The sequence below is a fragment of the Kitasatospora sp. CB02891 genome, assembly GCF_002803145.1.
Lineage (GTDB): Bacteria > Actinomycetota > Actinomycetes > Streptomycetales > Streptomycetaceae > Kitasatospora > Kitasatospora griseola.
Genome location: NZ_NNBO01000001.1, coordinates 908493 through 927588, shown reverse-complemented (window position 1 = coordinate 927588; position 19096 = coordinate 908493). Strand labels below are relative to the sequence as shown.

The 19096-nt window shown below is 73.5% G+C and carries 15 protein-coding genes and 3 tRNA genes; 12 read left to right on the top strand and 6 right to left on the bottom strand.

Translation table 11 applies throughout. The features are described 5' to 3' along the window. Position 1: 1 nt before the first annotated feature. The 5 genes from CG736_RS04380 (at position 2) to CG736_RS04360 (ending at position 5277) form a co-directional block, all read left to right on the top strand. A complete protein-coding gene (locus tag CG736_RS04380; protein WP_100584765.1) occupies positions 2 to 877 on the top strand; it encodes a 2-hydroxy-acid oxidase in 876 nt (291 codons plus the stop codon). Beyond that, on the top strand, positions 874 to 1689 hold the full coding sequence (locus tag CG736_RS04375) for a 4'-phosphopantetheinyl transferase superfamily protein (protein ID WP_100584764.1): 816 nt from the start codon (positions 874 to 876) through the stop codon (positions 1687 to 1689). The genes CG736_RS04380 and CG736_RS04375 overlap by 4 nt, the downstream gene beginning before the upstream one ends. Then, positions 1686 to 2564, top strand: a complete 879-nt coding sequence (locus CG736_RS04370) for a hypothetical protein (RefSeq protein ID WP_100584763.1) — start codon at positions 1686 to 1688, stop codon at positions 2562 to 2564. The genes CG736_RS04375 and CG736_RS04370 overlap by 4 nt, the downstream gene beginning before the upstream one ends. 5 nt (positions 2565 to 2569) lie before the next feature. Next, on the top strand, positions 2570 to 4213 hold the full coding sequence (locus CG736_RS04365; RefSeq protein ID WP_232733772.1) for a condensation domain-containing protein: 1644 nt from the start codon (positions 2570 to 2572) through the stop codon (positions 4211 to 4213). A 122-nt stretch (positions 4214 to 4335) separates the two neighbouring features. Continuing rightward, the gene (locus CG736_RS04360) at positions 4336 to 5277 is read left to right on the top strand and encodes a DUF5996 family protein (protein WP_100584762.1); all 942 of its coding nucleotides are present in this window, start codon (positions 4336 to 4338) and stop codon (positions 5275 to 5277) included. A gap of 1 nt (position 5278) precedes the next feature. On the opposite strand, the gene CG736_RS04355 is transcribed toward CG736_RS04360, so the two are convergent. After that, the gene (locus CG736_RS04355; protein WP_100584761.1) at positions 5279 to 6796 is read right to left on the bottom strand and encodes a glycosyltransferase family 39 protein; all 1518 of its coding nucleotides are present in this window, start codon (positions 6794 to 6796) and stop codon (positions 5279 to 5281) included. A 213-nt stretch (positions 6797 to 7009) separates the two neighbouring features. Between CG736_RS04355 and murQ the strand changes: the two genes are divergently transcribed. Beyond that, positions 7010 to 7918, top strand: a complete 909-nt coding sequence (gene murQ, locus CG736_RS04350) for an N-acetylmuramic acid 6-phosphate etherase (protein ID WP_100585038.1) — start codon at positions 7010 to 7012, stop codon at positions 7916 to 7918. Between the two features lie 28 nt (positions 7919 to 7946). On the opposite strand, the gene CG736_RS04345 is transcribed toward murQ, so the two are convergent. Beyond that, complete coding sequence (locus tag CG736_RS04345; protein ID WP_100584760.1) at positions 7947 to 10013, bottom strand: SpoIIE family protein phosphatase; 2067 nt, start codon at positions 10011 to 10013, stop codon at positions 7947 to 7949. A gap of 224 nt (positions 10014 to 10237) precedes the next feature. Here CG736_RS04345 and CG736_RS04340 point away from each other — a divergent pair, with 224 nt between their 5' ends. Continuing rightward, positions 10238 to 11620, top strand: coding sequence for a histidine kinase (locus CG736_RS04340; RefSeq protein ID WP_157815406.1), 1383 nt, complete (start codon positions 10238 to 10240; stop codon positions 11618 to 11620). A gap of 56 nt (positions 11621 to 11676) precedes the next feature. Here CG736_RS04340 and CG736_RS04335 read toward each other — a convergent pair whose 3' ends face one another. Further along, positions 11677 to 12321, bottom strand: a complete 645-nt coding sequence (locus CG736_RS04335; protein WP_100584758.1) for a response regulator transcription factor — start codon at positions 12319 to 12321, stop codon at positions 11677 to 11679. Between the two features lie 95 nt (positions 12322 to 12416). On the opposite strand from CG736_RS04335, the gene CG736_RS04330 reads away from it, so the two are divergent. The 5 genes from CG736_RS04330 to CG736_RS04315 all read left to right on the top strand — a co-directional run bounded on the left by CG736_RS04330 (position 12417) and on the right by CG736_RS04315 (position 16512). Continuing rightward, complete coding sequence (locus CG736_RS04330; protein ID WP_100584757.1) at positions 12417 to 14219, top strand: AMP-binding protein; 1803 nt, start codon at positions 12417 to 12419, stop codon at positions 14217 to 14219. Positions 14220 to 14508: 289 nt separating this feature from the next. Further along, positions 14509 to 14583, top strand: a tRNA-Ala gene (locus CG736_RS35920). A 158-nt stretch (positions 14584 to 14741) separates the two neighbouring features. Then, positions 14742 to 14816 (top strand) — tRNA-Val (locus CG736_RS04325). Between the two features lie 12 nt (positions 14817 to 14828). Continuing rightward, a tRNA-Trp gene (locus CG736_RS04320) sits at positions 14829 to 14901 on the top strand. Positions 14902 to 14937: 36 nt separating this feature from the next. Continuing rightward, positions 14938 to 16512, top strand: coding sequence for an SDR family NAD(P)-dependent oxidoreductase (locus CG736_RS04315; protein ID WP_100584756.1), 1575 nt, complete (start codon positions 14938 to 14940; stop codon positions 16510 to 16512). A gap of 65 nt (positions 16513 to 16577) precedes the next feature. Here the strand turns inward: CG736_RS04315 and CG736_RS04310 are convergent, their stop codons facing one another. From CG736_RS04310 to CG736_RS04300, 3 genes are all read right to left on the bottom strand, one after another. Then, positions 16578 to 16868, bottom strand: coding sequence for a hypothetical protein (locus tag CG736_RS04310; protein WP_100584755.1), 291 nt, complete (start codon positions 16866 to 16868; stop codon positions 16578 to 16580). A 217-nt stretch (positions 16869 to 17085) separates the two neighbouring features. After that, positions 17086 to 17844 (bottom strand): SDR family NAD(P)-dependent oxidoreductase, encoded by a 759-nt coding sequence (locus CG736_RS04305; RefSeq protein ID WP_100584754.1) that lies wholly within the window; start codon positions 17842 to 17844, stop codon positions 17086 to 17088. A gap of 96 nt (positions 17845 to 17940) precedes the next feature. Continuing rightward, entirely contained in the window at positions 17941 to 19080 is a 1140-nt protein-coding gene (locus tag CG736_RS04300) for an acyl-CoA dehydrogenase family protein (protein WP_100584753.1), read from the bottom strand. Between the last annotated feature and the right edge of the window lie 16 nt (positions 19081 to 19096).

Sequence of the window (19096 nt, the reverse complement as noted above, 5' to 3'; positions counted from 1 at the left end):
CGTGCGCGTCCGCGGACCGCTGCCCGCCACCACCCTGCCGCGCACCGCCTCCCCGCTGCGCCTGACCGCCGCCCGGGCCTTCGACCTGACCGGCGACTCCCCGCTCGCCGCCGACCCCGACCTGCGCACCTTCACCGCCGACCTCTCCCGCCCCTACGGGGTGGCTCCGGACGAGGACGCGCTGGCCGGAGCCCGCGGCCAGTCCTACGCCGCGCTCGCCGAACTCGCCGTGCGCCAGCTGGTGGACCCGGCCCGCCCGGTCGACCTGCTGGCGCTGGTGTACGCCACGCCCGACGTCCGCCCCGGGCAGTCGGTGGCGATCCAGCTCGCCGGCGTGTGCCCGGGGGAGCCGCTGTCCTTCGCCATCTGCGACGAGGGAGCCGGCGGCACCTTCAGTGCGCTCGGCATCGCCGACGCCTACGCCCGCACCGGCGGCGCGCGGCGGGCCCTGCTGATCGCCGTCGAACAGGCCGACCTGCACCATCGGCCGCACCGCCCGGCCCGGTTGCCCGACCGGCACTCCGCCTCCGCACTGCTCTGGGAGTCCGGCGGGGGAGGCCGGGCGCTCCAACTGCTCGACAGTCGAGCCGATGTGACTACGGGTCAAGTGGCGGAATTGGTAGCGGAGTTCGAAGCAGATCTGCCCGCTCAGTCGCTGCTGGTGCTCGGCCCCGGGTTGGCCGACGTCCCCGCGCCCGGCGGTGCGGAGACCCGGCGGGCCCGACCGGGCAACCCGTACACCGGCGGCTGGACCGCCCTCGCCGATGCTCTCGCCGATCCCCGGCTCGCCGGACGTCCGCTCGCGCTCGCCGACCGGGAGCCGGAGACCGGCAGGCTCGACCTGGCGTGCTGGGCGCCCGAGGACCCCGCCGGATGACCGAGATCTGGCTGATCGCCACCGACATCACCGAAGAACAGGCCGCCGCCCTCGGGGAGTTGATCGACCCGGACGAGCGCGCCCGGGCTGCCCGCACCCCCGACGGGCCGGGTCGGCGCCGCTTCCTCGCCGCGCACGCCGCCGCCCGCCTGCTGACCGCCGCTGCCGCGGGCGTCCCGCCGGAGCGCGTCCGATGGCGGCGCGGCCCGCACGGACGCCCCGAACCCGTGGACCTGGAAGGCAAGTTGAGCGTCAACCTGAGCACGGCAGGCCGGTGGGCGCTGTTCGCCGTCCAGCAACGTGCCGACGGGGACGGCGAGATCGGCGTGGACCTGGAACCCGTCCCCAGCGGCCATGCGGCCGCCCGACTTGCCCGGCGCTACTACCCGGCGTCCGAAACCGGCGGCGGGGCCGCGGAGTTCACCCGCAGATGGACCCGCAAGGAGGCGTACACCAAGGCCCACGGCGGACGCCTCGCCGACGGGCTGCGCACCCACGCCGGGCCGGTCGGCGGCCCTGGCCCGTACCGGATCGACGGGCCGCTCGGGCCCTGCACCGTCCATGACCTGCCCGCACCGCCCGGCCACCGGGCCGCCGCCGCCCGCACCGGCAGCCGACTGGTCCGGCCGCGGCTGCTCTCCTACCCGGCCGACCTCGCCCAGGAGTTCGGCATCCGCCGCGTCGACGGACTCGACCCCCACCACCTCCAGCGCGTCGACGGCCTCGACCCCCACCACCTCCAGCGCGTCGACGGCTCCGGCGCCCATCGCACCCCCGCCACCCGTCGGCCCGACCTCGAAGGCAGACCATGACCCGCCACCCCGACGACGCCACCCCGCTGCCCACCGCCGCCGCCGGCGTCCAACTCCAGTCCGCCGCCTACGAGAAGCTGCTCGGCGCGCTGCGCGAGGCGATCGCCCGGCTCGCCGCCGACGAACCGTTCGAACGGCTGGTCGTGCCACCCGTGATCTCCCGCGCCACCATCGAACGGGCCGGGTACGTCGCCTCCTTCCCGCAGCTGCTCGGCACCGTGCACAGCTACACCGGCAGCGCCGCCGACTGGCGTCGACTCGCCCCGCTGATCGCCGAATCCGGGCCCTGGCACGACCGGCAGACGGTGTCCGACCTGGTCCTGCTGCCCGCCGCCTGCTACCCCGTGTACGCCACCCTCACCGGCCAGGACCTCCACCACCCCGCCCGGTTCAGCGTCGAAGCGCAGTGCTTCCGGCAGGAAGCCACCGCCGAACCCGGCCGGCTGCGCACCTTCCGAATGGCCGAACTCGTCACCGCCGGCACTCCCGCCCACTGCCTCGACTGGCGCGAACACTGGCTGCAGCGGGTCGCCGACTGGCTGGAGACGCTCGGCCTCAAGCCGTCGATCGACCTGGCCGACGACCCGTTCTTCGGCGGCGGCCGACGCCTCTACCAAGCGGCGCAGCGCGCCCAGGAGTTGAAGTTCGAACTGCGGGTCCCGGTGGCCGACGGACTGGTGCAGGCGATCGCCTCCGCCAACATCCACAAGGACCACTTCGGCGAGGCCTTCGCCTTCACCGCCGACGGCGCGCCCGGCCACACCGCCTGCACCGCCTTCGGCCTCGACCGGATCGCCCTGGCCCTGCTGCACACCCACGGCTCCCGCCCCGTCGACTGGCCCGAGGCCATCAGAACCGCCCTGAACGGAGACTGACGCACGTGTCCCAACAGCAAGACGTCGTGGTGCAGTTCGGAGTCGAAACCGCCGAGGCCGAGGGCCCGCTCACGCTCGGCCAGGACAACATGATCCGCTGCCTGCGCCACGACGAACCCTCGCACATGAACAAGCAGGCCACCTGGACCGTCCCCGCCACCGCCGACCTGGCGGGCTGCCTCTCCGCGCTGCGCACCCTCGCCGAACGCCACGCCGCGCTGCGCACCGTCTTCCCCGGCCCCGCCGATCGCCAGCCCGAGCGCCAACGCGTCAGATCGGCAGGCGAGTTCATCGTCCGGGTGATCGCACTCGGAGCGGACGAGAACCCGGCCGAGTGCGCCGAACGCTACTGCTGGGACGGCCGCCGCCAGGCCTTCGACCTGGGCGAGGACTTTCCGCTGCGGTTCGCCCTGCTCACCCGCCACGACCTCCCCGTGCTGCTCGCCGTGGTCATCTGCCACGCCCAACTCGACGGCGTCGCCACCGGGTTGCTGTACCAGGAGTGGCTGACCCTGGCGGCCGGCGGCACCCTGCCCCCGCCGGCCGCGCCCACCCCGATCGAGGTCGCCGAGCAGGAGCGGTCCAGCTCCGGGCAGCGCCGCACCCGCGCCGCGCTCCGGCACTGGGAACACATCCTCGCCGACCAGCCGTCCGCCGTGTTCGCCGACGACCGGATCGGCCCCAACGACACCCAGCTGCCCACGCTCGGCGTCCGCTCCACCGCGGGGGCCGCCGCCCTGGTCCGCGCCGCCCGGCGCACCGGAGCCTCCAACTCGGCCGTCCTGCTGGCGTGTTACGCAGCCCTGGCCGCGCACCGCGCCGCCCGCGGCACAGTGGTGATGGCCGCGCTGTCCGCGAACCGCCACCGCCCCGGCCTCGCCGAGCACATCGGCACCCTCGCCCAGGACGCCCTGCTCGCCGTCGACACCGACTGCCCCGACCTCGACACCCTGATCGGTCGCACCCAGGCCCAGGCACTGTCCGGCTACTGGCACGCCACCTTCGACGCCGAACGCATCTGGCAGCTGATCGAGGACGTCGCCCACCGCCGCGGCGCCCGGTTCGCCCGCCACGTCGTCGTCAACGACCTCAGCGCCACCGTCCCCGACAGCGTCGCCGCCACCAGGCCCGACCCGCCCACCGACCCCGACCTCGCCTGGTACCCCGCCGAACCCACCCCCACCCGGCTGATGCTCAACATCTGGCGCACCGCCGGCTGCCTCGAATTCACCCTGCACACCCACCCCGACGTCCTCGACCGCGACGAGACCGAACTCTTCGCGCACGCCCTGCTCCGCCTGCTCGACCTGGCCGGCCGGCGCACCGTCCGCCTCGGCCCCGACGGCGAACTCGCCGCCCTCACCGGCCTCCCCGTCGGCCGCCGCGACAAGGGCCGCTGGCAGCAGATCGGCGCCAACTGGATCGACCTGGACGCCGTCGCCGACCTGCTGCGCGCCGCGCTCGACGCAAAGGACGTCGAAGTGCACTGGCAGGGAGGTGAGTTGACCGCGACGGTCGACACCGGAGGTCGGGCGCTCACCCCCGGGCAGGTGCACGCCGCGGTGATGGCCGCATTGCCCGGGCACGACACCGCGATGGCGCCGCACCGCTACGAGCTGACCGGCGGCAGCGGCAGCGGACGGGACTGACCGCGGCACCCGGGTGGAGCAGTCTCCCCGCCGCCCGGGCGCGTCGCACCCGGACGGCGCGGCCCGCCCCGCGAGGATGGGACGCAACACCCGTCGCGACCCACCCCCAGCCGGAGCGCACCATGGAACTCTTCCCGCCCCTGCCCCTGGAGTCCTGGCGGGACACCAAGGAGACCCTGCACCGATTCGCCCAGGTCATCGGCAAGATCCGGCTGGCCGGCAGCCCCCGCCGCAACCACTGGTGGAACGTCCCCTACCACCTGACCGGACGCGGCATCACCACCCGGCCCACCGGCCCCACCCGCGGCGGCGACGCCTTCACCATCGACTTCGACTTCACCGACCACCGCCTGTACCTCCGCACCCTCGGCGGCCGCGAGGACTCCTTCCCGCTGATCGGCCGCTCCGTCGGCGACTTCTACCGCGACACCCTGCGGGCCCTCATCCACCTCGACATCGACATCGTCCCCGAACACCCCTACCCGTACGACCTGCCCGACAGCCACCGCCCGTTCGCCGACGACGACGAACACCGCAGCTACGACCCGGCCGCCGTCACCACCTACTGGCACATCCTCAGCCAGGTCGCCCTGCTGCTGGAGGAGTACGCCAGCGGCTACTCCGGCAAGACCAGCCCCGTGCACCACTTCTGGCACACCTTCGACCTCGCCGTCACCCGCTTCTCCGACCGCGAGATCGACCAGCCCGCCGCCGACCCCGTCACCCGGGAGGCCTACTCCCGCGAAGTCATCAGCTCCGGCTTCTGGTTCGGCGACGACAACGTCCCCGAGCCAGCCTTCTACTGCTACACCGCACCCGAACCCACCGACCTCGCCACCCGCCCCCTGCACCCGGCCGCCGCCTCCTGGACCGTGAACCGGGGCAGCCACCTCGCTCTCCTGAAGTACGCGGACGTCCGGACCGCCGACGACCCGTGGGCGACCGCGCTCGACTTCCTGAACTCGGCCTACCGCGCGGGCGCCGAACTGGCCGGCTGGGGGCGCCGCCGCGAATGCCCGGGCGGCGTCACCGACAGCGTGCTGCGGACCGCCCCGCCCACATAGGTCAGTAGAAGTGCCGTAGCTGCGGCCAGAGTTGCGACCACGGCCGGACCGGCCCGTCGCACAGCAGGACCGGGGCGTGCTGCTCCTCGTTGGCCAGGCCGCGGCCGTTGTCGACCCGGGCGACCTCGCGGCAGCCGGTGAAGGCCCGCTCGACCTGCGGGTACGGTGCGGGGTGGATCAGCAGCACCGGTCCGGTCGAGGAGTCCGGCGGCGGGCCCCAGTCGGCGAACGACATGTGGCCCGAATACGGCGCGGGCAGGCCGTAGTCGCCGCCGAACCGGGCCAGCGCGCCCGCCTCGCCGTAGTCGGCGGCGAACACCACGGCGCGGCCGCGCTGCTCGGCCGGGACCAGCGCCCAACCGGCACCCGCCGCCGCAGCCAGTTCCGGCCAGCCGACCTGCTCCGCCGACTCCTGGTACACCCAGGCCACGAGCGGGAGTTGACGCGCGGGCAGCACCGGCAGCGTGATCACCGCGTTCAGTGCCACCGCCAGTGCCAGCACCCCGACCAGCCGCGCCCGGCTGCGGGCCGCCGGCCACATCCGGTCCACCACCGGCTGGCACCCGGCCGCCATGACCAGCAGCAGCGGCGGCAACGCGTAGTACGGCTTGCCGCCGAGCAGCAGCACCAGCGCGCACAGCCCCAGGTAGCCGTACGCCAACGGCCGCGCCCAGCGCAGCTCCGGCTCCTGCCGCAGCCGGCGCAGGCCGCCGAGCCACACCGGCACCAGGACCGGTGACAGGTACAGCAGTTGCATCGGCACGAAGGTCAGCCGGTCGGCCAGGCCGTCCTGGCCGCTGATGCCCGACGCCACCGTCAGCTGCGGCCAACCGTGCCGGGCCTGCCAGTACAGGTTCGGCGCGGCCACCAGCACCGCCAGCAGCGCACCCACCGGCAGCCAACGCCCGCGCAGCACCTGCCGGTTGCCCGTGAACCGGACGGCCGGCAGCAGCGCCGCCGCCAGCAGCAGCACCAGATCCTTGTTCAGCAGTGCGACACCCACCGCCGCGCCGATCGCCACCCACCAGCGGCGGTCACCGGTGCGCAGCAGCCGCAGCACCAGCACCCCGATACCCGTCCACGCGAACAGGTCGAAGCTCGCCGTGGAAAGCATGTGACCCAGCGCCAGCACCATCGCCGACACCGCCGCACCCGCCGCCGCCAACACCTGACCGCCCCGCCGCGCCCCCAACTCCCGGGCGGCCAGGGCGGTCAGGACGATCGTCGCGGCGCCCAGCAGCACCGCGACCACCCGCAGCCCCGCCGGGCTCTCGCCGAACAGCGCCGTCGACCACCGGGCCAACAGCGGCGTCAGCGGCGGCTGATCGACATAGCCCCAGGCCAAGTGGTGCCCGGCGGCCAGGAAGTAGAGCTCGTCACGGTGGAAGCCGTACCGCCCGAGCAGCACCGCCTGGAGCGCCGCGACACCCGCTGCGACGGCCAGCACCGGCTGCCATGCGAGCCGCGACAGTGCGACGGGCGCCGAGGCGCCAGTGGATCCATCCCCCCGAATGTCCATGCCGGGAGTGTGCCAGACCCGGCGCGCCGTGCCACCGGACGGACCGGCAAAGCTTCGACGGGATGCGGCAACCGGGGGACGGAGAGCGATTGTTCGGCAGCGGGCGCACGGTTAGGCTCGGGCGCTGTGAACGGCACCCCGCACCCCAGTGACCTGCCCCTCTCGTCCGCCGAGGCCCCGAACCGGCCCGGTGCCGCCGAGCCGGCCGCGGACCTGGCCGCGCTCGCCGGACTGGCCACCGAGACCCGGCGGCCCGAGCACGCGGGCATCGACCTGCTGCCGACCCTGGAGATCGCCCGGCTGATGAACGCCGAGGACCGCACCGTCCCGGACGCCGTCGCCGCCGAACTGCCCGCGATCGCCGCCGCCGTCGACGCGATCGCCGAACGGATGGGCCGCGGCGGCCGGTTGATCCACGCCGGCGCCGGAACCGCCGGCCGACTCGGCGTCCTCGACGCCGCCGAGTGCCCGCCCACCTTCAACACCGCGCCCGGCCAGGTCGTCGCACTGATCGCCGGCGGCCCCGCTGCCTTCACCGCCGCCGTCGAGAACGCCGAGGACGACCGCTCCGCCGCCGGCGCCGACCTCGACGCCCTCCACCTCACCGCCGACGACACCGTGGTCGGCATCTCCGCGTCCGGCCGCACCCCCTACGCTGTCGCCGCCGTCGAGCACGCCCGCGCCCTGGGCGCCCTCACCGTCGGGCTGTGCGGCAACCGCGGCTCCGCGCTCGCCGCCGCCGCCGAGCACGGCATCGAGATCGTCACCGGCCCCGAACTGCTCACCGGCTCCACCCGGTTGAAGGCCGGCACCGCCCAGAAGCTGGTGCTCAACATGATCTCGACGATCACCATGATCCGACTCGGCAAGACCTACGGAAACCTGATGGTCGACCTCCGCGCGACCAACGAGAAACTCCGCGACCGCAGCCGCCGCATCGTCGCCCTCGCCACCGACGCCGAACCCGCCGACGTCGCCACCGCGCTCGACGCCACCGGCGGAAAGGTGAAGGACGCCATCCTGCTGCTGCTCGCCGACGTGGACGCCGCCACCGCCGCCGGGCTGCTCGACCGGCACGACGGACGGCTGCGCGAGGCCGTCCGGGCCGCGCTGACGGGCTGAACCCCGGAGGATCCTGCCGGGAACGGGCTCAGAGCTGCTGTTCCGCCCAGATGGTCTTGCCGCGCGGCGTGTGCCGGGTGCCCCAGTTCCGGCAGAGCTGCGCCACCAGCAGCAGACCGCGGCCGCCTTCGTCGAAGGTGCGCGCCCGGCGCAGATGCGGGGCCGTGCTGCTGCCGTCCGACACCTCGCAGATCAGCGTGCCGCGGTCCCGGATCAACCGCAGGCCGATCGGCGGCTGTCCGTACCGGACCGCGTTGGTGACCAGCTCACTGACCACCAACTCGGTGACGAACGCCGCCGCTTCGAGCCCCCACTCGGCGAGCGCCGCCGCGGCCAGCTTGCGGGCCCGGGCCACCTCCGCCGGGTCGCGCCGCAACTCCCAGTCGGCCACGTCCTGTTCGTGCAGCGCCCGGGTGCGGGCCAGCAGCAGCGCCACGTCGTCGCTGGGCGCGTCCGGGCCCAGTGACGCGGACAGCACCCGGTCGCACAGCTCCTCCAAGGAGTTCGCGGGCTCGGCGAGTGCCGAAGCCAGTCCGTCCAGGCCGAGTGCCGGGTCGCCGCGCAACTCCGAGGCCCGCAGCAGGCCGTCCGTGTACAGCGCCAGCACGCTGCCCTCCGGGATCGCGAACTCCTCCGCCTCGAACGGCAGTCCACCGAGGCCCAGCGGCGGGCCCGGCGGCAGCTCGGGGAACGTCACCGCGCCGTCCGGGCCGACCAGCGCCGGACCCGGGTGGCCCGCCCGGGCCATCGTGCACGTGCGCGTCACCGGGTCGTACACCGCGTACAGGCAGGTCGCGCCCACGCTGCCGCCCGCCCAGGCCATGGTGCTGTCCGGCAGCTCGTCCAGATCCACCCGCAGTACCAAGTCGTCCAGGTGGGTGAGGAGTTCGTCCGGCGGAATGTCGATGTCGGCCAGCGTCCGCACCGCCATCCGCAGCCGTCCCATCGCCGCCGCCGCGGGCACCCCGTGCCCCACCACGTCGCCCACCACCAGCGCCACCCGGGCGCCCGACAGCGCGATCACGTCGAACCAGTCGCCGCCCACCCCGTCCCGACCGCTCACCGGCAGGTAGCGGAACGCCACCTCCACCGCCGCCTGCCGGGGCGTCCGGGCCGGCAGCAGCGAACGCTGCAGGGCCAACGCGGTGTCCCGCTGCTGGGTGTACTGGCGGGCATTGTCCACGGACAGCGCCGCCCGCGCCGTCAACTCCGTGGCCAGCACCAGATCGTCGTCGTCGAACGGCTCCGGCGAACGGTGCCGCAGGAAGATCGCCACGCCCAGCGTCACCCCGCGTGCCGTCAACGGCACCAGCAGCAACGAATGGATCCCGAACTCCGCCGTCGACTCGTGCCGCCGCGGCTCCTGGTCGATCCAACTGCGCACGATCGGGTCCCGCATGTCCGTCCGCACCGGTCGCCCCGAGGACAGCACCTGCGCCATCGGCGACTCCGGGAGGATCACGTCACGCGCCCCCACCGCCACCGCCGACTCCGGAGAGCCCGGTAGTACCGACTGCTGCGCCACCCGGTAGAACACCAGGCCCGCGTTGGACGGCGGACTGCCGCCGAACACCGGCTCCAGCAGGTCCACGCCGACGAAGTCCGCGAAGTCCTCCGTCCCGACGTCCGCCAACTCCTGTGCGGTGCGCCGGACTTCGAGGGTCGATCCGATCCGCAGGCCGGCCGCGCCGAGCATCGCCAGTCGGCGCCTGGCCAGATCCTCCGGACGGGTCTCCCGCTCGGGCACCTCGACGATCGGCGGCGGATCGACCCCCAGCGGCTGCAACGGCTGCGCGGACACCACCCAGGTCGGCTCGCCGCCCGCCGTCCGCACCGGGACGATCGCCAACTCCACCGCTACCGGATCGCGCTCCGAGCGGATCAGCCGGACCATCCCGGTGAACGGCTCACGCCGAACCACCGCGCGCAGCACGGCGATCGGCGCGTCGCCGGCCAGCAGGGCGAACGCGGAACGGCCCAGCACCCGGTCCGCCGAGAACCCCGACATGCGCTCGGCCGCCGCCGACCATCCCGTGATCGAGCCGGCACCGTCCACCGTCGCAGTGGCCGCACGGCCCGGTACCCGTGTCGCCATGTCCGCACATTCCCCTTCGGAGCAGCAACCCCCAGGCCATGCCCTCAGCATCGCTCCGCGACGCAGAGGCCTCAAACCGCCACGCCGCACCGGCACCGGTATGGATCAGGCGTTCGATCGATGGTGCGGTGGCGACCCGCGGGACGCAGCCCCGGGCACGACGGTGATCGGACCGCGCGATCGGAGGACCGGCGTCGATGTGTGGACCCGGTACGCTGCCGCGCATGAACGGCGGTGGCGGGAGCGAACAGGAGGCCGAGGTGCTGGCCGCGCTCGCCGAGCTGGACCGGATCGAGCGTGCACGGATCCACCGGATAGGGATGCTGGACACCCGGCGCATGCTCCGGGCCATCGCGGAACGGGCCCGGGCCGAGCACGGGTTCGAGCTCGGCCTCGGCGGGCTGGTGGAAGGCCGCGATCTGGTGCTGCGCGCCTGGTCGGGCACACTCCACAGCACCCTGCACGACCTGCGGATCCCGCTCGGCCTCGGCCTCGGCGGCCGAGTGGCGGCCGTCGGCAGCTCCGTCGCGGTCCGCGACTACTACCGCTCCAGCCGCATCACGCATGATTTCGACCAGCAGGTCGGCAGCGAAGCCGTCACCGGTATGGTCGGCCTCCCGATCGGCACCGGCCCCGCCCGCGGCGTCCTCTACGGCGCCATCCGCGGCAGCGGACAGATCGGCGACAGCGCCATCGACGGCCTGACCCGACTCGCCCACCTCGCCACCCTCGCCGTGGACGTCGCCGACGGCGCCGCCACCCTCGCCGACACCGCCGTCACCGGCGAACGCCGCCGGATCGCCGCCGAACTCCACGACGGCGTCGGCGCCATGCTGTTCGGCCTCGGCAGCTCCGTCCGCGACCTGCGCGCCGACACCGCCCACCACCCCGAACTCGCCGACCGCCTGCGCCGCCTCGAACGCGAACTCGGCGACGCCGCCGCGACCTTGCGCGCCGCCGTCGCCCGCCTGCACCGCGACCGGCCCACCGCCGACGACGGCGAGTGCGGCGGCGACCGCCTCGCCGCCGACCTCGCCGAGACGCTCCGCAGCTTCGAACAACGCACCGGGACTCCCGCCGCCTTCATCCCCATCGGACCCGTCCCGCGCCTGGACCCCGAACGCGCCGCCCTGCTGCGCCGCACCGTCGCCGAGGGGCTGCTCAACGTCGAGAAACACGCCCGGGCCGGCTCGGTCGCCGTCACCCTCACCCACGACCGGCACCGCCTCGGCCTCGCCGTCATCGACGACGGGCCGGGGCCCGAACCCAACGGGAAACCGCTTTCCGGGTACGACGGGAAATCGCTTTCCGCATGCGCCGGGAAACCGCTTTCCGTTCGCGACGGGAAGCCGCTTTCGGTTCGCGCCGGGAACCCGCTCCCGGGGACTGGAGGGAAACCGCCTTCCGTGGACGCGGCCGCCGACCACCAGGTCGACACCGCTGCCACCGGTGCCGGCCTGCCCGGCCTGCGCGCCCGGTACGAACGCCTGGGCGGCAGCCTCCACCTGCACAGCGACGAGGACGGCACCACCCTGCGGGGCGAACTTCCGCTCCCCGGAGGCCCGTTCCCGCTGCCGTCCACCCGTCCGCAGCACCACCCGGCCTGACTGGCCTGACCGGCCGGCCCGTCCGCGCCAGTCCGCACTCGTCCGCGCCCGCCCCGTCAGAGCAACTGCTCCTGCTGCGCCCGGCGGATCGCCTCCACCCGGTTGCGCGCCCCGAGCTTCTGCATCGCCGTCTGCAGGTACGTCTTGACGGTGTTCCGGGTCAGCCCGAGCTCCTCCGCGATCTCCGGGTTGGTGCGGCCGGTCGCCGCCGAGCGGATCACCTCGTACTCGCGCCGGCTGAGCGACAACCCGAACAACCGCGCCTGCAACTGGGCCGGGGCCGAACCGTTCAGTCGTGGGTCGAGCACCCGCCCGCCCGCCGCGGCCAGCCGCAGCTGGGCCACCAGATCGGTGTCCGTGACGTCCTTCAGCAGGCAGCCGTGCGCACCCGCCGCGAGCGCCGCGGACAGCGCGTCCCGGTCCTCGAACGCGGTGAACAGCACCACCCGGGCATCCGGCGCGGCCGCCCGCAGCAGCGGCACCGTCCGGGAACCCGGCAGGTCCGGCAGCCGCAGATCCAGCAGCACGACGTCCGGGCGCAGCGACGCGGCCAGCGCCACGCCCTCGCGCGCCGTCCGGGCCGAGCCGACCACGGACACGTCCTCGGCCCGCCGAATCAGCGCGGACACGCCGTCGCAGACCACTGGATGGTCGTCGACCACCAGGACCCGTACGGTACGACCAGTGGAGCCATCCGCCATCCGAGCGAACTCTCCTCTCCAGGTGGGGGGACCGCAGACCCGGGGCCGGCGGAAATATTGGGTGCGACGGTAACTGAACACAGAGGGGTCAGGCCATGGGCTCAGCCGAGAACGTCCACAACAACGAGCAGCCGCCGTCCCGGCCGGGCGACGGTGCCGCCTCCGGCGCGGACTCCGGGACCGGGGCGCGGCTCGACCGCGCCACGTCGGCGGCCAACTTCCACGCCGCCCGCGAGGTGCTGTGGCAGCACGCCACCGACTACGACACCGCGTACCGCACTTTCCAATGGCCGGAGCTGGGCGAGTTCAACTGGGCCCTGGACCACTTCGACCCGATGGCCCGCGGCAACGACAAGCCCGCGCTGTGGGTCGTCGAGGCCGACGGCAGCGAGCGTGTCCACACCTTCGACCAGCTCGCCCGCCGCTCCGACCAGGTCGCCAACCACCTGCGCGAACTCGGACTCGGGCGCGGCGACCGGGTCCTGGTGATGCTCGGCAACGTCAGCGAGCTGTGGGAGGTGATGCTCGGCGCGATCAAGCTCGGTGTGGTGCTGATCCCCGCCACCCTGCTGCTGTCCGCCGAGGACCTCGCCGACCGCCTGGAACGCGGCGAGGTGAGCGCCGTGATCGCCGCCGCCGAGGTCGCCGACCGCTTCGCAGGCCTCCCCGGCGCCCCGCTGCGGATCGCCGTCGGCAGCACCGGCGAGACCCCCGAGGGCTGGCACGACTACGCCCGGGTCGACACCGCAGCCGAGGAGTTCACCCCCGAGGGAATCACCCTCGCCGACGACCCGCTGCTGCTGTACTTCACCTCCGGCACCACCTCCAAGCCGAAGCTGGTCGAGCACACCCACGCCTCGTACCCGGTCGGCCACCTGTCGACCATGTACTGGATCGGACTGCGCCCCGGCGACGTCCACCTCAACATCTCCTCGCCGGGCTGGGCCAAGCACGCCTGGAGCAACCTGTTCGCGCCGTGGAACGCCGAGACCACCGTCCTGGTCTTCAACTACGGCCGGTTCGACGCCCAGCAGCTGCTGGACGTGATCGCCCGCTGTCGGGTCACCACGCTGTGCGCCCCGCCCACCGTCTGGCGGATGCTGATCCAGGCCGACCTGGGCGCGCACCGCACCGAACTGCGCGAACTCGTCGGCGCCGGCGAACCGTTGAACCCCGAGGTGATCGAACAGGTCCGCGCCGCCTGGGGATTGACCCTCCGCGACGGCTTCGGCCAGACCGAGACCACCTGCCAGATCGGCAACACGCCCGGCCAGCCCGTCAAGCCCGGCTCGATGGGACGGCCGCTCCCCGGCTACCGCATCGCCCTCCTCGACCCCGACGGGAAGCCCGCCGAGGAAGGCGAGTTGAGCCTCGACCTGGCCCACCGCCCGCTCGGCCTGATGCGCGGCTACCGCGGCGACCCCGAGCGCACTGCCGACGCCATGCGCGACGGCCACTACCGCACCGGCGACGTCGCCGCGCGGGACGCCGACGGCTGGATCACCTACGTCGGTCGCGCCGACGACGTCTTCAAGGCCAGCGACTACCGGATCTCCCCGTTCGAGCTGGAGAGCGTCCTGATCGAACACCCCGCCGTCGCCGAAGCCGCCGTCGTCCCCTCGCCCGACCCGCTGCGCCTGGCCGTCCCCAAGGCGTACGTGGTGCTGGTCGACGGCCGCACCCCCAGCCCCGAACTCGCCCGCGACATCCTCGGGTTCACCCGCGAGAAGCTCAGCGCCTACAAGCGGATCCGCCGCCTCGAGTTCGCCGACCTGCCGAAGACCATCTCCGGCAAGATCCGCCGCGTCGAACTGCGCACCCACGAGGCGGAGCGCGTCGGCGACCGCAACCCGAACGAGTACCTGGACAGCGACTTCCCGGAGCTCCGCCAGGGCTGACGGCCGGGGGCGGTGCCTCGACTGCCGGAACTGCGGGACGGAACCGCGGGACGGAATTGCGGGACGGAACTGCGGGACGCGACCGTGGGACGGGACCCTGGGACCGGGCTGCTGGGCGGCACCGCTGGAGACGGAAACCGCTTTCCGGGTGCCCTGCCGAACCATCGGGAGGGGCTCGCGGAAAGCGGTTTCCCGTTGCTCGGGGGAGCGGGGACGGGGCGGGGGCGGAGCGGGGGCGGAAAAGCGTTTGCCGACCGCCCGGTGCGTGTCGGTAGCATCTCGTCCACCTCCCGGGCGTGAGCGCAGAGGCAGACGCGCCGCGACGGCATCGCGGATCACGCCGGTTCGAATCCGGCCCCCGGGAGGTTCTGACGAACGGTAACCGCTTTCCGCACGTCCTCGTCGGCCATCGACCATCGGCCGGGGCGGGGCATGCGGAAAGCGATTTCCCGTTGGTCGGGACAGGCTCACGGAAAGCGCTTGCCGAGCTCCCCGTGCGTACCGGTAGCATCCCTCTCACCTCCCGGGCGTAGCGCAGAGGCAGGCGCGGCGCGTCAACAGCGCGTCAAACGCCGGTTCGAATCCGGCCCCCGCGAGGCCCCCGGCACCGGGCCCGTAGCGCAGAGGCAGACGCGCCGCCCTCCACAGGCGGAACACGCCGGTTCGAATCCGGCCGGGCCCGACCCCGCCGATGCACCGTCACTCCGAAGGAAGCCCGATGAGCACGCCCGAGCCGACCGACACCCGCGGCTTGGACGAGCCCCCGGCTCCGGAAGAGACCCGCAGCCCGGGTGAGACCCGCAGCCCGGGTGAGACCCGCGGCGCGGGCGAGACCTGCGGCGGTGCGGACGAGCTTCAGGGCCTGGATGAGACCCGGGCCGCCGTCGAGGCCGAACTCGCCGCGCTCGGCCGCGCCGTCGGACGGCTGCGCGCCCTGCCCGTCGACCACCCGCTGCGGCTGCGTGCCGAGCGCGTCGCCGAGTCCTTCGTGCGTGACAGCCGCCAGCACCGCCGGCGCGAGCGTCGCGCCGAGGCCGTCCTCGCCGATGCCGAACTGAGCGCTGCCACCGCCACCGGCGGCGACGGCCGCCGCGAGGACGCCGCGCTGCCCAGTGCGACCGGCCACACCCCGATCGGCGAGCTCCGGCGGAACCGGCGCTGCTACGTCTGCAAGCGCGGCTACCGCCAACTCGACGGGTTCTACCACCGGTTGTGTCCGGACTGCGCCGCCGACCACACCACCCGACGCGCCCTCAGCACCGACCTGACCGGTCGGCGGGTGCTGCTCACCGGCGCGCGCGTCAAGATCGGCTTCCAGCTGGCGCTGATGATGCTCCGCGACGGCGCCGACCTGACCATCACCAGCCGTTTCCCGCACGACACGCTGCGCCGGTTCGCCGCCGCCGAGGGCAGCGCCGACTGGCTGGACCGGCTGCGGATCGTCGGCATCGACCTGCGCGACCCGCGGCAGGTTCTCAGTCTGTGCGAGCAACTGCGGTCCGAGGGGCGGCCGTTGGACATCCTGGTGAACAACGCGGCGCAGACCGTCCGCCGCCCGCCCGAGGCGTACGCGCTGCTCGCCGCCGGTGAGCACGGACCCGTCCCGGTGCAGGTCGGTCACGCTCCCGGCTTCCGCCCGATGCCGGTCCTCGCCGCCGCCTGGCCGGCCGTCGAACTCGGCGCCGTACCCGTCGTCGCGCCCGCCACCGCACCTACCACTGAACCGACAGCGCAGGAGGCGGCGTTGGCGGCTCCGGCGCTGCCGCTCCTCGCCCCGATGGACGAGGCGGGTCTGCTGCCCGACCGTGCCCCGCAGAACTCCTGGTCGGCGACGCTCGGCGGACTCGATCCGGCGGAGGTGCTGGAGACCCAGCTGGTCAACGCGCTCGCCCCCGCCCTGCTCTGCGACCGGCTGCTGCCGCTGCTGGAGGCGTCCCCGCACCCGTCGCGGTACATCGTCAACGTGACGGCGGTGGAAGGGCGGTTCGCGGTCCGCAACAAGATGCCCGGACACCCGCACACCAACATGGCCAAGGCCGCCCTGAACATGCTCACCCGCACCAGTGCCGCCGAACTCGCCCAGCGCGGCATCCACATGTGCGCGGTCGACACCGGTTGGATCACCGACGAGAACCCGGCGCCCAAGAAGTCCCGGATGGCGGGCGCCGGCTTCCGCACCCCGCTCGACATCGTGGACGGCGCGGCCCGGATCTACGACCCGATCGTCCGGGGCGAGGCGGGCGAGCCGCTCAGTGGCGTCTTCCTGAAGGACTACCAGGTCGCGGACTGGTGACGCGTCGGCCCGGGGCCGAGATCGGTCGACGAGGCCGGGACCGGCCAGAAGGCCCGCCGGCGCGGTCAGTTGACGAGGAGGTACACCCGCACCGAGAGGTCGGAGCTCCAGCCGACCTCGCCCCGCAGCCGGACGTTGCCGTTGCCGGGGGCGACGTTGTGCACGGTCGTGGTCGCGTCGCCGACGAAGGGCTGGCCGTTCGAGTTGATCTCCGTCATCGACGCCATCACCACACTGCTCGGCGTCACGCCCGGGACGCTGAAGTTCACCGTGAACAGCCCGTGGATCCCGAGGTCGTAGCTGAACGCAGTCGCCGGCCGGATCGTCAACGGCGTGACCTGAAGCGGATCGTTCACGGCTGCGCACCCTTTCACGGACGGAAGTTCGTACCCAGCGCACAGCCTGCACCCGTCGTCGACCGAGGACAACGACATCCGGTGGAATTCACTCGTTTCGTCCGATCGGCCGCGAAACAGGGGTGCCGAGGCGGGCCACGGAACAGCGCCACGGAACAGCGCCACGAAACAGGGCCGCCCACCGGGGGCGGCCCTGCGTCACATCGGGGAGGCGTGCTCAGCGGGCGGACATCCGCAGGGCGCCGTCCATCCGGATGGTCTCGCCGTTGAGGTAGTCGTGGTCGGCGACCATGGCCACCAGGCGGGCGTACTCCTCGGGGTGGGCGAGGCGCTGCGGGAAGGTGACGGTGGCGGCTAGGCCGGCGCGGATCTCGTCGGAGAAGCTCGCCATCATCGGGGTGTCGACGATGCCGGGGGCGATGGTGACGACGCGGATGCCGAACTGGGCGAGGTCGCGGGCGGCGGTGATGGTCATCCCGGCCACGCCGGCCTTGGAGGCGGCGTAGGCGATCTGGCCGACCTGGCCCTCGAAGGCGGCGATGGACGCGGTGTTGACGACCAGTCCGCGCTGGCCGGCCTCGTCGGGCTCCTGGGCGGACATCGCCTCGGCGGCGAGCCGCATCACGTTGAAGGTGCCGATCAGGTTGACGTTCAGCACGGTGCGGAACAGGTCCAGGTCGTGCGGGCCGCGGCGGCCGACGATCCGGGCGGACGGGGCGATGCCCGCACAGTTGACGGTCAGGCGCAGCGGGTGGCCGTCGAAGGCGATCCGGGCCAGCGCGTCGCGTACGGGCTGTTCCTCGGTGACGTCCGCGCCGAGCAGGGTGACGCCCTCGGGCGGGGTGGCGGACTCGACTGCCTTGGGCAGGTCCAGGCCGTAGACGTGGGCGCCGAGGCCCGCCAGGTGGGCGGCGGTGGCCGCGCCGAGGCCGGAGGCGGCACCCGTGACCAGGGCGGCGGTACCGGTGAGCTGCATGCTGGAAAGCCCTTTCCGAGTGGCGTGCGGGGTGGCGTTCGGGGCCGTTGGACAGCGGCCCCGAACGGGTGATGACGAACCGTCAGGGGCGCGGGGTCAGCGGGCGAACTGGCGGCTGATCACCAGGCGCTGGATCTGGTTGGTGCCCTCGAAGATCTGCATGATCTTCGCCTCGCGCATGTACCGCTCGACCGGGAAGTCCCGGGTGTAGCCGTAGCCGCCGAGCACCTGCACCGCGTCGGTGGTGACCTTCATCGCGGCGTCGGTGGCGATCAGCTTGGCCACGCTGGCCTGCCGGCTGAACGGGCGGCCGAGGTCGCGGCGGCGGGCCGCGTCCAGGTAGGTGGCGCGGGCGGAGTCCACGGCGGCGGCCATGTCGGCGAGCAGGAAGCCGAGGCCCTGGTGGTCGACGATCTTGCGGCCGAAGGTGGTGCGTTCGTTGGCGTACGCCACGGCGGTGTCCAGTGCGGCCTGGGCGAGGCCGGTGGCGCAGGCGGCGATGCCGAGCCGGCCCGAGTCGAGGGCGGAGAACGCGATGGACAGGCCCTGCCCCTCGGCGCCGATCCGGCGCTCCGGCGCGAGCAGCGCGCCGTCCCAGTACGCGGCCGTGGTCGGCACGCCGTTCAGGCCCATCTTCTCCTCGGGCGCGCCGAAGGTCAGGCCCTCGACCTGGCCGGGCGCAAGGAAGCAGGAGATGCCGTGCGCGCCGGGCGCGGTGCGGGCGAACAGGGCGTAGAAGTCGGCCTTGCCGCCGTGGGTGATCCACGCCTTGGTGCCGGTGATCCGGTACCCGCCGTCGACCGGCTCCGCCTTGCAGGTCAGCGCGGCCGCGTCGGAGCCGGCGTTCGGCTCGGACAGGCTGTAGCCGCCGACCATCTCACCGGCCAGCATCCGGGGCAGCCACTGCTCCTTCTGCTCCGGCGTGCCGAACGCGTTCAGCGGGTGGCAGGCCAGGGTGTGCACGCTGGTGGCGACCGCGACGGCCGCCCAGCGCGCCGCCAGCTCCTCCAGCACCTGGAGGTACACCTCGTACGGCTGCCCGCCGCCGCCGAACTCCTCCGAGTACGGCAGGCCGAGCAGACCGGCCTGGCCGAGCAGTGCGAACAGGCCCTCCGGGTACAGCTCCTGCTTCTCGTGGGACTCGACCTTCGGGGCGAGTTCCTTGTCGGCGAGATCACGGGTCAGCGCGATCAGGTCCGCGGCTTCCTCGGTGGGAAGCAGGCGATCCACGGCCATGTCCGGCTCCAAGCGG

What these genes read in the sequence shown, in the direction of transcription:
- CG736_RS04305 (WP_100584754.1), bottom strand. Translation starts at nt 17,844, where the DNA reads ATGCAGCTCACCGGTACCGCCGCCCTGGTCACGGGTGCCGCCTCCGGC.
- CG736_RS04300 (WP_100584753.1), bottom strand. Translation starts at nt 19,080, where the DNA reads ATGGCCGTGGATCGCCTGCTTCCCACCGAGGAAGCCGCGGACCTGATC.
- CG736_RS04370 (WP_100584763.1), top strand. Translation starts at nt 1,686, where the DNA reads ATGACCCGCCACCCCGACGACGCCACCCCGCTGCCCACCGCCGCCGCC.
- CG736_RS04340 (WP_157815406.1), top strand. Translation starts at nt 10,238, where the DNA reads ATGAACGGCGGTGGCGGGAGCGAACAGGAGGCCGAGGTGCTGGCCGCG.
- CG736_RS04345 (WP_100584760.1), bottom strand. Translation starts at nt 10,013, where the DNA reads ATGGCGACACGGGTACCGGGCCGTGCGGCCACTGCGACGGTGGACGGT.
- CG736_RS04335 (WP_100584758.1), bottom strand. Translation starts at nt 12,321, where the DNA reads ATGGCGGATGGCTCCACTGGTCGTACCGTACGGGTCCTGGTGGTCGAC.
- CG736_RS04375 (WP_100584764.1), top strand. Translation starts at nt 874, where the DNA reads ATGACCGAGATCTGGCTGATCGCCACCGACATCACCGAAGAACAGGCC.
- CG736_RS04330 (WP_100584757.1), top strand. Translation starts at nt 12,417, where the DNA reads ATGGGCTCAGCCGAGAACGTCCACAACAACGAGCAGCCGCCGTCCCGG.
- CG736_RS04315 (WP_100584756.1), top strand. Translation starts at nt 14,938, where the DNA reads ATGAGCACGCCCGAGCCGACCGACACCCGCGGCTTGGACGAGCCCCCG.
- CG736_RS04355 (WP_100584761.1), bottom strand. Translation starts at nt 6,796, where the DNA reads ATGGACATTCGGGGGGATGGATCCACTGGCGCCTCGGCGCCCGTCGCA.
- CG736_RS04360 (WP_100584762.1), top strand. Translation starts at nt 4,336, where the DNA reads ATGGAACTCTTCCCGCCCCTGCCCCTGGAGTCCTGGCGGGACACCAAG.